Source organism: Butyrivibrio sp. DSM 10294, assembly GCF_028539135.1.
In the GTDB taxonomy this organism is placed as follows: domain Bacteria; phylum Bacillota; class Clostridia; order Lachnospirales; family Lachnospiraceae; genus Butyrivibrio.
Window position 1 is genome coordinate 17,276 of sequence record NZ_JANSWL010000088.1, and the last position, 15,369, is coordinate 32,644.

6 protein-coding genes are annotated in these 15,369 nt (G+C 45.3%); all 6 read left to right on the forward strand.

Annotation, left to right across the window (positions count from 1 at the left end):
* Window positions 1-30 precede the first annotated feature (30 nt).
* Genes NXH67_RS16240 through NXH67_RS16265 form a run of 6 tightly spaced genes read left to right on the forward strand, consistent with a single transcriptional unit; the run spans window position 31 to window position 15,313 of the window.
* A complete protein-coding gene (locus NXH67_RS16240; protein WP_022777290.1) occupies window positions 31-648 on the forward strand; it encodes an SH3 domain-containing protein in 618 nt (205 codons plus the stop codon).
* Window positions 649-668: 20 nt separating this feature from the next.
* Complete coding sequence (locus NXH67_RS16245) at window positions 669-890, forward strand: hypothetical protein (RefSeq protein ID WP_022777289.1); 222 nt, start codon at window positions 669-671, stop codon at window positions 888-890.
* A 20-nt stretch (window positions 891-910) separates the two neighbouring features.
* A complete protein-coding gene (locus tag NXH67_RS16250) occupies window positions 911-3,310 on the forward strand; it encodes an ATP-binding protein (protein ID WP_022777288.1) in 2,400 nt (799 codons plus the stop codon).
* A gap of 32 nt (window positions 3,311-3,342) precedes the next feature.
* On the forward strand, window positions 3,343-5,928 hold the full coding sequence (locus tag NXH67_RS16255) for a hypothetical protein (protein WP_272798067.1): 2,586 nt from the start codon (window positions 3,343-3,345) through the stop codon (window positions 5,926-5,928).
* 17 nt (window positions 5,929-5,945) lie between these two features.
* Complete coding sequence (locus NXH67_RS16260; RefSeq protein ID WP_272798068.1) at window positions 5,946-7,667, forward strand: PP2C family protein-serine/threonine phosphatase; 1,722 nt, start codon at window positions 5,946-5,948, stop codon at window positions 7,665-7,667.
* A gap of 59 nt (window positions 7,668-7,726) precedes the next feature.
* On the forward strand, window positions 7,727-15,313 hold the full coding sequence (locus tag NXH67_RS16265) for a hypothetical protein (protein WP_272798069.1): 7,587 nt from the start codon (window positions 7,727-7,729) through the stop codon (window positions 15,311-15,313).
* Window positions 15,314-15,369 lie beyond the last annotated feature (56 nt).

Consider the following 15,369-nt stretch of genomic DNA (forward strand, 5'->3'; position numbering starts at 1 on the left):
GGTTTCGGACTAAACATTGAGGGGATAGATATGAAACATACTTCCAGATTATTTATGGCCTTATTTGCTTTCTTTGTTGTGGTGGCATTTGGGGCACTGTACATGCTAAGCGATACCGGTTCTGTTTTTAACAAAGACAACAGAACTCCGGGGGCTTCGCCTGCCGTAATGAGTAAGACAATTGTCGGAGATGAATCAGCAACCTCTTTATCAATTAAGGATGATTTCAGTGATGAAGAGACTGTGGAAGCATCGGAGCTGTTATCGGATGCGGATGCCGCGGCAGATGAAGGAACAGTTCCTGAGGCAGCTGAGTCAGATGCCGGAGCTTCAGTGGAAGATACTTTGGCAGAAGCGGAGAATACAAGAGAAAAGAGATATTTTACCTTCACCACGGGAACGAGATATACGATCTTAAGGCTTCGCTCTGCACCGTCATTAGATGCGGATATTTTGGCCAAGTTGAATAAACGTACTCCCGGCTATGTAATCCTTCCGGGAAATGAGTGGTGTAAGGTTGTTATGTCCACAGGCACTGTTGGATATTGTGCCACAGAGTATCTGAATATGGTGGAAGTAAGCGAGGAGGAATTTCCTGCGGAATTTATCCAAATGGTTGAGCCTCCACAGGAAGACCTTGATTATTAAATCCCATGGAGGTTTGTTATATGAACCTGGATGATATGATCAACAAGCAGAACAGACGACAGGATGAGATAAGAAAACAGCCTTCGCCCGATGAAGAAGAGGAGACCTACACCTACGCCGTTAGGAAAAAAACTGGCTTTATTAACGATTCGGAAGGCGGAATTTTTGACATAAAAAAACAGACGGGAATCAACACGGCAAAAAGCGTTTTTGATAAAGGAACATTCAGAACAGGCAATTAGCGATTTTGAGGGGAAGAGCTATGGCTAGTTTTAACAATGATCTTAACGTGCAGCCCTTTGAGAGCTACAACGAATACATGCAGTATATCTTTGACTGTGTAAACGGCTCTCTGGACGGCTACATTGGAAAGTTAAAAGTTTTATATGCCAATGGCGAAGGCGGATACAAAAACATTTTGTATCCCGATATTGAGATGGCTTCGGATGCCTGTAAAAACAGACTGATCGAATCTTATAAACACAGAATGGGAGTCAATGATTCCGAAGATGACGAAGAATCGGAATCAGAAGGCTTTAACGATGAGGAAGATCAGGATTCTTCATCGGAGGAAGACGAAGAAGAGGAGGAACTGGACAGCGATCTTCTTAATCTTCTGGGAAATTTTGCTTCGGATTATTCCTCGGAAGGAGAGGATAAGGAAAAAGAAGAAGTTGAATCCAATGTATGGACCGAGATAAACAAAGATATCAAGATCCCTATTTTGGAGAGGCTCAGAGTAATAGACGAAAGAGCAGAGCTTACGCTTAAAAAGGGTATTGAACTTCCCTTTTACGAGCTGTGCAAGAGACTGTCCTATGAGCCTTTTACCAAGTTTTGTTTCGCCTGCGGAATCCTGGCTTCCACCCAGACTGATTACGCCGGTGTATTTCATATTGTAAATGAAAACGGCAATCTCTCGGCACCTACGATTGAGTCTGCAGCCAAGGTGTTTTATGGTGATGCCTTCTCAATCACCAATGCCTATGGTGATATGAGTGCCGCTCTTGAGCAGCTTTTACCCATCCTGCCGCTGCAGGTTGCGGGAAGCATGCCTTTTTCCACAATTATTTCCCCAGACAAGAGAATAATAGACTTTCTGTTCGGCCGAAATCCTCTGCTTTTGGATGAGAATTACAGCCGTTTTATGTATATGCTAACAGACGACAAGGAGCTGGATCCCATAATGGCCAACGTAGGAAGGCTTGAGGCTATGAAGACCTCCTATGAGGACGGAGTAAGGATCTTTTATTACTACGGAGATGACGGCAGCGGAAGGCGCTTCTTCGTAAAGCATTTCTGCAGAGAAAAGGGACTGAGGGCCATAGCCATGAACTGTAATAAGCTCTTTAACTATGATTTCCAGTTCGTGGACAGGGCGCTGTGGTCGGTGACAAGAGAATGTATATTGACCAAGAGCTGCTGCTGCCTCACGGAGCTTAATTACAGAGATGAGGAAAAAGAGAAGTTCTTCGGATACATGGATCTTGCCTTTTCCAAGCTTACGGAGAAGGACGTTCTTGTTTTTGCCATGAGTAAGCTCTATATCGATTTCAGAGAAGTTACCAAGAGTCAGTTCACAGATTTAGAGCTCCCGACACCCAATACCGGTGAGAGGCAGGCCTGCTGGGAGTATTTTGCAAAAGCTTATGATCTGGCGGAGGATGTGGATCTTTTGGAGATGTCAACGAAGTTTCTGTTTACTTCCGGCAAGATTCACGACGCCCTTGTAAAAGCCAAATCCCTTTCAAATATGGACAGGGAGGACAAGATATCAAGGTCCAACCTCTTTAAGGGGTGCTACGCCCAGATGAGCTCCGAGCTGTCTCAGAAGGCAACGAGAGTAGAGGCCAAGTTTGGCTTTGACGATATCGTTATGAACGAAAGCCAGCGAGAGACCATATCCCATGCCATTGAGCAGATGACCTACAGAAAACAGGTCTATGAGAACTGGGATTATACCAAGAAGTATCCCTACGGCCGAGGACTTACAGTTCTTTTGTTCGGTGCTCCCGGTACCGGTAAGTCAATGATGGCACAGGTTATCGCCCATGAGCTTAACCTTGAGCTGTACAGAGTAGATATTTCAAAGGTTGTGGACAAGTATGTCGGTGAGACCGAGAAATCACTGTCTATGATATTCAGAGAAGCCAAGAAGTGTAATGTCGTCCTTTTCTTCGATGAGTGCGATACCATTTTTGCAAAGCGTTCCGATGACGGTGGCTCCAACCAGGCCTCCGCCAACAACAAGACGGCCCTGCTGCTTCAGGAAATGGAAGCTTATGACGGTGTCTGTGTACTGGCAACTAACTACAAGCACAATATCGATCCGGCGTTCTTCAGACGTATGAAGTATATCGTCGAGTTCCAGTTCCCGGATGTGGATACCAGAGAAATGCTCTGGAGAACAACAATACCGAAGAATACGCCGCTTGCTGAGGATGTTGATATCAGATTCCTGGCGGAGAAGTTTGAGTTTGTAGGTGGTAATATCAAGAACTGCATTTTGAATGCGGCTTTCCTTGCGGCAGCGGATCCCAATGCCGGAGGTCAGGTACATATGAAGCATTATCTGAACGCCATTAAGTACGAATTTGTTAAGGTTGGCAAGGTATTTACCAAGTCCGACTTTGAACCCTATTCGGAGGACGTGGGGCTTTGATCATAGGATGAATGCCTTCGAGGAGTGAGCTTATGAAACTTGTGAAAAAATTCAAGAACTTAAAAGCAGCGGCAAAGAGAGTATTCATAGGGCTTATGGCACTATGTCTCATTTGCACTGCGACGGGTATTGGAAGCATATTTGCTTATGCGGATGATGAGGGAAGTTTTTTGACAGAACCTGAGCCGGAGCCCGAGCCGGAACCTGAGCCTGAACCAGAGCCTGAGCCGGAACCTGAACCTGAACCCGAGCCTGAGCCTGAACCAGAGCCTGAGCCGGAACCTGAACCTGAACCTGAACCAGAGCCTGAGCCCGAGCCTGAGCCGGAACCGGAACCCGAGCCCGAACCGGAGCCTGAGAATCCTGATACTCCGGAGAACCCTGAGAATCCTGAAAATCCTGAGAATCCGGAGAATCCTGAAAATCCTGAGAATCCTGAAAATCCCGAAGACCCTGAGAATCCTGAGGATGACCCGGAGCTGGATGATCACGATCATGAGTATGTATACACCTCCAATGAGGACGGGACCCATATAAAGGAGTGTAAGGTAGAAGGCTGCACCGAGGAGAAGGTAACCGAGGACTGTACCTATGAAGATGGCTATTGTATCTATTGCCATTTCAAGGAACCCAAGAAGCAGGAAGAGCCGGAGAAACCCCAAAAAGGAGAGCTGGATGATTCGGTAGTCATCCGTTACAACGGCGAGGATCTAAGGGACTGGTATAACGTCTCAGTATCAATAACCGCCGATGGATATTCAATTTCCGAAAAGGACAAGGATGATTACGAGGATAGCTATGATGTCCACGATCCGGGAAGGAATGTACTGGAGCTGGATTTCAGGAACAACGAGACGGGAGATGAAAAGACAGGGACTCTCTATGTAAATATCGACTATGATTCTCCCAAGGGCTCAATAATCTCCGACAATTATAAGTCAAGCAGCTTCCAGAAAAAGAACAATGTGGCTTTCTATGCCAATGAAAATGGCAGGATCACTATATCAGCCAAGGATGAACTCTCCGGCGTTGATACCATAAACTACTATGTTTCCGAGGAGCTTTTTACTTCGATAGCCGATCTCAATAATGTTATGAGCGTGGAGCAAAGGGCCTGGAGAATCTATTCCAAGGGCGATTCCATAATCGTCAAGGTTGACAGGAACAACTATATCTATGCAAGAATAACGGACAATGCTGGAAATGAGACCTATATTTCCACGGGTAAGATAATTTGCGATACAGTAGCCCCTGAGGTTAAGAGCATTGTACTATCTTCGCCCAGAAGCGGTTCGGGGACTCTTGTGCTCCTGGTGGGAAAGGACGAAGAGAGCGGTGTGGACAGATTCAAGCTTATCTGCCGAGAGACCTCCAAGGATCCGGAGCCGAGTAAGAAATTTATACAGGACAACGGTGTGCTTATAACAGTTTCGGAAGAGGATGGAAGTAATTACGGAGGTATGTACACCTTCGATAATCTTGCAGCAGATAAGGAATATGACTTCTTTGCCATTGCCATAGACAAGGCAGGGAATGTCAGCAGTGTAAGAAGCCTTACAGGAAACGGCAAGTCCGGCGCCGCCGGTGATGTATCAGGCAACGACGCCAAGGACTCAGGCGCAGGCTCCGGAGGAGCGGGACTTACTCCCGCACCTAACGGCATAGCAGGCTCGGGACCTGCCTCCGGTCAGGGAGGCGGAAGCGGCGCTGCCGGTACCGTATACGGAAACAGTGCCGGAAGCATCACCTTCGAAGAACCTTTAACCGGAAGCACTGCCGCAACGGAACCGCTTTCCAGGGAGATAAGCAGAACTCCCTATATCAGCGACGCAACAGGAAGCACCAAGATAGGAATTGCCGCAACAGGCGGATGGGACAGGATCACCGGCGAGATCAGTAAAGCCGATTATGATTCCACCATAGAAATCGAGATGAGCGGCCTTTCGAATATTCCCTACAAGGTTTTTGAGACCATGAGGGATAAAAAAATATTGGTAAAGTTCAAGATGCCGGAAAATGTCATTTGGAGTGTAGACAGTCAGACCCTCTTTGAGGAAGATTTTACTGACAGGGATCTTGGGGTAAAGGTTGGAAGTAAGGCCATACCTGACAAAGTATTAAATGATGTTACAGATACCAATCCCCATTTTGAATTTGATGTTAACTACGACGGTGACTTCGGCTTCAAGGCCGGTCTGTCATTTCCTGTGGGAAGCGCATACGCAGGACTTTTCGCCAATCTTTATCATTATGACAAGGATGACGGCGAGCTTAAGCTGTTGGCATCGGATACCGTCAGCTCAGAGGGAGTGGCCACCTTTGAACTTGACCATGCATCAAGCTATACGATTGTTCTGACCTCCATTCCTCTTATGCAGGCGCAGGAAGAGATCCAGATATCCAAAAAGCAGAGCATTACCGATGATGATGCTTTGGAAACGGAGGATATTTCGCTTAGAATGCCAGATCTGTTCGGCCTTAAGGGAAGAGTCAGAGTATATCTTTTCATTATCGCTGCCATAAGCGCTGCACTGTGTGTTGCAATACTTTTCCTTCCGGAGCTTCAGGAGAAGCTTACTCAGGAGGATGATGACAGTGCATTCAAGGGACTACTGTAGGGGGATTTTTGTAACTTATGTTCAAAATCGATAAGGATCGGATTTTCAGAAAGTTTAAAAGAAAGCTTCGTTTTACTTTGGGAAAAAAGGCAAGTCTTGCAGTGATCCTTATGACTATAGCATTTACAGTTTTTTCAATCATGGCCATAAGAGTACTTTTTCTTGTCGTTACTGTAAATGAACAGATAGTTGATCTTTACGCTGTCGGTGATACCGCCTTCGGAGTGGTGGGAAGTGCCAATTCCGAGAAGGCCTGCGATTATGTCAGAAGAGTATACGAAGGTATACCGGAGGAGGACAGGAAAAATCCAGCAGATCCCGATTACCTTAATAATTTCAGTAAAAAGGATTTTGAAAAAAACGAGATTGATGAGTTAAAGATAAGTCATGTATTTAAAGTAATTAAAGAAAAAAATCCCAATGTGACAGATGTGGGACTATGTCTTTTTGATGATAATAAAAGCCGGATAATCCAGGTTCAGGACCTGTGGGATAAAAGGATCGGATTCTGGGAGGACTTTGATGAGTCGCCTCCGGTTTTCTTTAGCGCGCGAGGCGCTTCCATGATATATAGTTCCAGGATAGGCAAAAGCGATGATGGCTTCACAGATCTGACTCTCAAGGTCCTGATCCCGGTAAGCAGTAATTACAAAGGTGAACTGCAGGGATGTATGTACATTGACTGCTACAACGAAGAAATTGGCAGATATCAGTACATTTTCACTATTATTTACATGCTGTTCTTTGCCTTTATCGCACTGCTTGTCATGTTTGTCATTAACTCTTACATAAACAGGAAAATCATAAGACCTATCAAAAAGCTGTCGGATGCTGCAGATGACTGGAGCGCTGCGGGAGATATCATTGAGGATAAGTATTATTTCCGACATCTGCGGATAAAGAGCAATGATGAGGTAAAAGACCTTAAGGATGCCATGGAAGGCATGGAGTCCAAGCTTCATGAGTACATCAAAGATTTTGAAGCTGTGACAAAGGAAAAAATGAGGATGTCCACGGAGCTGGAGATCACCGCCAAACTACAGGCAAATATGCTTCCGGATAAGCTTGAAAACCCGGAAAATGATTTTGGGCTGTTTCCTTTTATGAGGCCTGCCAGATTAGTGGGTGGCGATTTCTACGACTTTTTCATGATTGATGCACATAAGGTGGGGCTGGTGATTGCCGATGTCTCCGACAAGGGAGTACCGGCTTCTTTGTTTATGGTGGTTTCAAGGACAATCCTGAAAAATGAGATGAAGGAGAATCCCGCCAATCTGGAGCAATCTGTCAAAAAAGCGAACCGAAGACTCTGCGAAAACAATAAGGATATGATGTTTGTCACGGCGTTTGTGGGGATATATGACTCGGAGAGCAGAACCTTGTCTTATATAAATGCAGGACACGAAGATCTTATCGTTTACGAGAGGGAAGCGGACAGATACAGAATACAGGATGAAGAGCACGACGTCATGCTGGGAGTGTTTGAAGACGCACAGTTTAACCATAAGGAACTTATGCTCAAAGCCGGAGACAGGCTTTTTATGTATACCGACGGCATTACAGAGGCCATGGACAATCATGAGAATCTCTTTGGTATGGACAGACTCCTGAATTCTCTTAACGAGGATACGTCCCTTGAGGGAGATGGGATCATCGGCAAGCTCTGGGACGATATATCACAGTTCCAAAACGGCTGCAATCAGGCAGATGATGTGACAATGCTTTTATTGGAAGTCTGATGCAGATGAAGCTTTGAATATTCAGATATAACAATTTTTCGATAAAGAGGGGTTATACAATGGGCGGCGATCAGAACCTGATGCAACAAAAAAAGGAACAAAAGCAGAGTGCGATAAGGACTCAGACTTCGGAAATACCGGTAAACGCAGGTGCTGCTGCGGTTATAAATGAAGAACTTGAGAGGCATTCGGATAAATCCGCTAAGAAAAAAGTGCCTCTTTTTCCCCTTGAGACTCTCACCTTTAATGAAATAGTGGGAGGAGCGATTGGAAAATATGAGAAGATCCTTAAGGAGGATCAGGACGAAAAGAAGGCTGTTGATGTCAAATATGACAAATTTGAGAACATGACCATGAAGGAAGTGCTGAAGGCCATGGAGGATGATACCCACCTTAAGCACAAGGAATTTATGGAAATGGAATCCGCCTTCAGATCCCTGGTAAACTATGGCGAGAATTATTCCAAGGCCAAAAAAAGCGGCAATATCCCCCTGGATATTAACGATGTATTCAGAATTGCCGAGACCACTGCCAGATATTATCAGGTGAGCCACAAAAAGATACTGTATGGTCATGACTACGGCAAAGAGAGATACAAGCTCAGCTGCAGGATCCTTGATATCATCAAAGGTCTTAAGAGTTATACCCAGCAGAATGTAACGAATGTGATAAACACAGCTCAGAAAAAAGTTGATGATGCCCAGGTTAATCTTGTCATAGATGAGCAGAGCTTTTCCGACAAGGAAAAGGGTATCGTTATCGGTGACTGGTTAAAGAGCGGAAAGGAATACAAATCTGTCCTTAAGAAAATTCTCAAGGATCAGAAGCTCCTTGAGAAGGACAAGCTGACTCTTGCAAGAATCGTCGCTGATAAAAACAGAAGACTTATCGCCAACAAGGTTACCCTTAAGCTGGTCTGCGATGAGCATCCTGATCTTACATTACAGCTTTCATCCATGAAGGATAAGCTCAATGACTATCTCTCCAAAAAGATCAATACCGATGATGAGAGCAAAAAGATAATTTTTGAGGAGATCGATGATTTCAGAGCCCATATAGATAAGCTCCTTAAAGACTATAAGAATGACAACAAGGATCTTATTGAGAAAGTTACGGCCAGAAAAAAGAAGTTCACGCAGGAGCTGGGAATTGACGAAAATGACCAGAGATACTGGAGCAAAAGTGATATCAACGATCTTCTTGTAAGATCAGAGGACGACGGCTTTGCCGACAAGCTGCAGGCCCTTAAGGCCCAGAGCGCAGATAATCTTGTTATTATCGATCAGTTCGTGCAGGAGCTTGGCTACTCCTCGATATCAGCGGAGAGCATCAAAGAGAAGATTAAGAGCTTTATTGGTCCTGTTCTGGTCTACGGAGGAGAAGTTCAGGTCGCAGCCATGGTCAAGGACAGCATCAGGAGGATCAAATATATTGCTGCTGATGAATATGAAGCAGAAACCAGGATTGGCCATCTTATGAACACTTTGCAGATCCCCAAGACCGACAGAGACGTATTTGCCAAATTCCTGTCTGAAGATGGCACCGTAGGCGGTGTTCTTAAGCAGAAATCCTCTGAGCTAAGGAAGAGGGCCGATACCTACTATGCAAATCTCAAGGGAGTCCGTGAGGCAGAAAAGGTCAGCAGGAACAAGAAGCTCAGGCTCACTGCCGAAAACTGGGGCAAGCTCGAAGAGCTCAAGAACAACATGGGAACCTATGACAAAAAGAGCTTTAAAAAAGAGCTCGATAAAATCCTTAAGTCCGGCAAGAACGGCAGGATAGATGTCAGCAAGCCCAATATTTCCTATGCTGAATACTACAAGAGTCTTGGCAAAGAAAGAGTGAGACATGACGTGGGCTTTACTGCCAGGATCATGGGAGAGTTCTTTCTTGACAGTAAGGATATAAAAGCAGTCCTTAACAAAGATGAGATTGAATACTTCAGGCAGAATCTTATAAGTAAGTTATCAAACGGCGGAAAGGATATCGGTGATCTTGAGTTCCTGCCCACAGGTGCCATCAGATCAATCTCTGTGATGCTCAAGAAAAACCTTGTAAATAACAAGGAATTTGTCAAGGACCTCAGGGAACAGCATAAGGACAACAAGGCCATAGTCAACGAAGTGCTTATGGAGATGACCATGTCTCCTGAGCTTTTGGATGTTTCTGACCTTAATGGCATTGTCACTCAGGTCCTTGAAAAACATGCCTTTGACGGTCATGTGACCGAGGAAAAGGATAAAATGATGGAAGCCCTGAAGGCTGGCGGCTCCAATGATGCAACCCTTTCCAAGGAAAGATATACGCACTTTATCAAGCAGCTTGATTTTCTGAAGAAATGGGGGCTTGGTAAGTATGAGCTTTTTGCTGAGAAGCTCATTTCAAAAAATGAAGTGTTCAAGGTAATGATGGACGGCGATCAGAAGACTCTTGAGAAGTATCTTAAGAGTGAAGTGGACAAAAAGCTCGGCCGTTACATCGATGCGATTAATGCCTCGAAGATGCAGAAGGCTTTTAAGCAGATCTACGTAGACCGGAGATTCGATCTTATCTATGACGGCAAGCTTGAAGGCGAAATATCCCATATCAAAGAGGATATGCTGCGGGAGCAGAAGAATTTTTTTGGTCAGAGCGGCTACAATGAAGGTTCCATAAACAAAACCATATCCGAGGCAACAGACTCTGTGGTGAAGGATGTAGTCGGAAAGGATAAGAGCAAGGCAAAGAAGATAGGAGCTGTCTATAGCTGCGCCGAGGCGGTGATTTCCGACTGTTACAATGACAAGTCCAAACTCAGTGTTCTTTCGTCCAAAATGGCGCTAAAGGATGAGATAAAGAAGACCTACGAGAGATTTGACAGCAACAAAGATATTGTTGACAGGAAGATCAAGGAGCTTGGAAATGAAGCGGGAAGCATCTTCTTCGGCTATGGAAAAGTAGGAAGAAATGTACCCACCTCCGGCTATCTCAATGCCGCAAGCTTCATGAAGACTCTTTCCAAAAAGATGATGTTCACAGCCAGGGAAGATTTTTTAAACGAACTTCCTGCTCTTATCGAGAACTATGAGAAAACCTACAAAAAGACCGCTGGCAGCACACCCGTTATCTCCGATGAGATGAAGGAAAAAGGCAAGGAGATTATTGATAAGAAGGCTGACAGGAAGACCATCAGAGAGGGCAGGGATAAGTTCATCGGACTTGATAATGTATCGGATGAGCTGGAGGATATCTTCAAGAGAAAAGCCCTGGTCACCATCGGAACAGATAAGGGCACATCCCTTTCCCACACCAACTGGCAAAAGAGCAGGGACTATATCAAAAAAGAAATATCAAAGTACTATGACCTTGATCCCTTCCTGACGGATCTTATTGTGGAAAAAAATGTAAATGGCTTTTTTTCAGCAGAGATCAAGAAGCACGCGAAATGGCTCTATGACATGGCGGGGGTTCTTGGAACCGCGGATGAAAAGGAAGAAAAGATCAGTCAGGACGAGCAGAGGCTCCTTCTTGTTAATGCCTACAGGAACATGAAGAACTTTGAAAATAAGGATATAAAGGGCGTTTACAGGGCAGAAAGAAGCTTCGTCAAAGGAACGTGGTACAAGACCTTCAGAAAGAACTACAAGGAGCTTAAAAAGATTGAAGATCTGAAGATCGGCTATGCTCCCCTTGAGCAGGAGAGAATCAATATCACCAGGGATCTCAGAGCTCTTTTGTCAACGGGAATAGGAATAAAGGATCAGGATGAAAAGGCTAAGGAGACCTTCGAGGAGAAGGCCAAAAAGGCCTATGCCTATATAGATTATGTTAACAGATTCATGAAGTGCGCAGATGAGGCCCTTGATACAGATGCGGATTACAAGAAGGAAAACAGGGTTATCAAGAATAATTATCTGCTGGCACTAAGGCAGTATTTCCATGAGAAGATCATAAGTGAAGTGAGTGTGGGAAAAAGCTCCGGCTTTGATGAGAATGCATGGAAAGAGGAACTGTCAAAGTTTGCAGCAGACAAGACGGCTCTCAGATACATCTGCAGGGATGCCATCAATGATTCCGTCAGCAGCAAGGTCTATAACAAGAGCAACAGGAATTTCTCCGAGCTTATGGGAAGAGACAGCATAGAGAAGCTCATCAGGGAGAAAGGAAGTCACGGCTGCGAGAAGAAGTATAACAAGCTTACCGAGGAGGAAAAGGAACTCTTTGCTCTTGGTCTTATGCTTATGGAAAAAGGAGCCATCGGCTTTGATGCCGGTTCTGTTTCCGTGCTTACAAGCAGCACACTTCGCGACAGGGAAGTGGAGCCAAGACTTAAGGAACTGACCAGGTACATGGCAGGTCAGGACTATGACTTTAAGATTGATTATGCCCTTGGTTATTACAAGCTTACCAATACAGGTCTTGATTTCTTCGGCGACGAGAAGGAGGCCTTCAGCAGCTCTGCCTTTGAAAAAGCATGGGTATTTGCAAAGTCCATAACAGGCAAGATGAAGTCACAAAAGGATCCTATCACCAAGGAAGACAAGACCCGAATGGGAGACGGTATCTCTTCCATCTATGAGGCTGCCCTTTTGGGCAAGGGAAAACAGATGGATGAGGTGGACAAGCTCAGAAAGGACAGATTTGATACCGTTGCCGTCAAGGACAAGCTCCTTGAGTATGCGAAGCTTGATAAGGAGGCGCTGTCAAAATACGAGAAAGCCATTGATTATTCCAAGACCGCAGCCAAAGTGCCCCTTACCATGGGAGCACCTCTGCTGGCAAAAGTTGCCCTAAAGAAAGCAAACAGGGAGATCGAGGACAGGAAAAAGGTAGCCAAGAGGCTTGAGAAGATGGACGCCATTGATATGTACCGACTTATCGCCATTCTTCAGAACAGAGCTGTTCTGGATGACAGTTCCAAGGAGTCGGGCAAGCATATCGATGAGGATAAGAGGGAAGAGCTTAAGCTTTTGTTCTCCGAAGACAATCATGAGAAGGCTTTGGAGAAGTTTGGAAGCGGAGGAGCCTGTATGCAGGCTCTCATCACGGCTCTCAGCTTCAAGGTAAAGGACAACAGGTCCCTCAAGGACAGCAGACTTGGCAAGAAGGATTTTGACACACAGAGCTATGAGAGAAAGAGCCTGGTGGACTGGCACATACTCAGCAAGGCCATCGACCTTCTGGATGAGCTTGATAAAGACAGGCTTACAAGGTATGCACTTCAGAATGCACCTAAATATATTGAGGCCACCGGTAACAAGAAGGCCATTGAAGCCTACAGAGAGCATGTAAAGGACAAGGATCCGGCCTCCATAACGAGAGATTCACTGGAGGAGTTTCTCAAAAAGGAATCGGAAAAAGACAGAGTCTCCGAGGATTATGAGGATGCCAAGCTGGCTCTTTCCGGTTATGTCAGACTTAATGAGAACCAGAAAAAGCTCTTCATCAAGGTCCTGGCAAGAAGAGATTTCCTTGATATATCAAAGAAAAATCTTTACTTCAATATTTTCCGTTCCTCCAAGGAGAGATGCTTTGCCAATGAGACCGGAAGATTCAGACTTATGGATGAGTACATAGATCAGACCATGAGCGGCAACAAGGGTGTGACCCTCTCCGAGACGGCGTATGCCGATGCCTTTAAATCTCTGCTGTCAACGCAGGTTGATGACACTGCGGACTTTAAGAGTGCCAAAACTGTTGAGGATGTGCTTGCCAAGGAGAAATACTACATATTCAAGAGAGATACGGCTGTGGACTGGAAACTGTTCATTCGTGCACTTCAGTTTGTCAACAGAGCTACCTACGAGCTGGATCTTCGCGAAGGTAACGAAGAGCTGTATCGAAGCGCCGGTGATATCACAAGGCACGGACAGTTATCCATGGATTACAGCATTCTTCGCCAGAACATTCATAATACCGGCAATCAGTTCTTCAGAGCCGGTGTTCAGCAGGGCAAGAAGCTTATCACCAAGGATGCCCTGGGAGATCTGGCCACTGTCGGCGGAGTAAACATTTTTGATATTAAGAATGGAATAAAGGATGTCACCAAGCTTATCTGCCCCAGCCTCTACAGAAGGATGGATAAGCTGGATGAGATGTTAAAGCTCGATGAGGAGAAGAAAGAGAAGAGGATCAAGGATCTTCCGAAGATACTCACCACCGATCCAAGGAGCTACGACATCAAGGGAATGGTCACGGAGCAGCTTGTGGGAAAGCTGTACACCAGCGGTTCCTCCCTAGGCAACGAGATAAACGAGCTTATTGTGGGAGCCTTCTCCGAGGGCATCAAGGTTGACAAGATAGGTGACCTTATCAGGAAAAAGATGGAGGAAAAGCCTGAGCTTGCCAAGGATAAGAGACTTGATGCGATAATCGGCGATTATAAAGTGGAGCAGCAGTACGGCGATATCAGGGATGAGATTCATGCCATCACCGGCAAGTACAACGAGCTTCGGGCAATGCCTGAGGAGATGAAGAAAAAGATCTATGCCAAGATACACATGGATGACATCGATTCGGTGGTCAAAATAGCCCTTTCCACTTCAATCAAGGAGACCATTGAGAATAAATATTCCGAAGCCATCGCCTATGTCCTGTCCAAGGTGGATCCGGACACGGGAGAAGTTGAGGAAGATAACGACACCAATCCTTTTGTTAAACAGACTTTGGATGTGGTGAAATCTGCCATCAGCAAGTACAGAGAAGCCAACGGGAAAGTTGATGAGCTGCTTAAAAAGCCTCAGGAATTCGTGGATCTTATACAGGATAAGGCCAAAGAAGTCACTTCCGGCATTATAGAAGGCGCCATAGGCAAGGAGGGCGTGGAATTTATCAAGAGTTCCACAGAGCTCTTTACAGGCTTCGCAGAAAGTATGCTGGATAAGGTATCCTGGGTTGTGGGAAAGGTAAATAAATACAAGGTATATATCGACGGCTTCAGGGATATTGCCCTTAGTATCCAAAATAAGAGGCTTCTTAACAAGGCTGAGAACATGTCAAACAGCCAGGAGACAAGAGATAAGGATAAGAAGACCCTTAAGGATGCGGAGGCCTTCGAGAACGAGAGACAAAAGAAGATAAAAGAAAATGTTGTGGAGGAGCACAGAGACCTTCAGCACATGTCCAAAGAAACCGCCAATACCATCCAGAACATGGCTATTGCCAAAGATGTCATTGATATGAGCATGGCCCTTGGCGAAGAAATCTTTGGAAAGCTTGATGCAGGTGTGGCCACCAGCCTTGTTAAGAGCGCTGTGGACGCTGGAGTTCAGTTTGCTTTTTACTGCATAAGATGTATCAAAGACAGAAAAATGCTCAGGAGCTATTATACCGAGACAGATAAGGGACAAAAGCTCGTGTCCGATATCAAAGGCAGCTATGAGCAGCTGTCGGGCTCTAAGGAGGTTATGCAGGCAGAGCTTATGGACCGGGATGTTCTTGATATCGTTTGCAAGGGCAGTGGATATGAAAACGAGGATGAGCTTGTCCGGGATACGGGTATGAAGATGGCAACTTCCATTGCATACTGCGCCAGCAAGTTCAATCCCGTAAGGGAGACCAAGGTAATGGCAACGACAGTTATGCTGGTACTGGGACTTAAGGATCAGATTGGTAAGACCGATGCATCTGCCATCACCGGAATTTTTGACAAGATGAAGGCAGCATGATTACTGCTTAAACAGCTTAAAACCTCATTCACTGCCCAAGGTTGAGAGAGTATGAT

Bases quoted from the DNA above. Each gene is read 5' to 3' on its own strand.
- NXH67_RS16240 (WP_022777290.1), top strand. From the start codon at position 31: ATGAAACATACTTCCAGATTATTTATGGCCTTATTTGCTTTCTTTGTT.
- NXH67_RS16245 (WP_022777289.1), top strand. From the start codon at position 669: ATGAACCTGGATGATATGATCAACAAGCAGAACAGACGACAGGATGAG.
- NXH67_RS16250 (WP_022777288.1), top strand. From the start codon at position 911: ATGGCTAGTTTTAACAATGATCTTAACGTGCAGCCCTTTGAGAGCTAC.
- NXH67_RS16255 (WP_272798067.1), top strand. From the start codon at position 3,343: ATGAAACTTGTGAAAAAATTCAAGAACTTAAAAGCAGCGGCAAAGAGA.
- NXH67_RS16260 (WP_272798068.1), top strand. From the start codon at position 5,946: ATGTTCAAAATCGATAAGGATCGGATTTTCAGAAAGTTTAAAAGAAAG.
- NXH67_RS16265 (WP_272798069.1), top strand. From the start codon at position 7,727: ATGGGCGGCGATCAGAACCTGATGCAACAAAAAAAGGAACAAAAGCAG.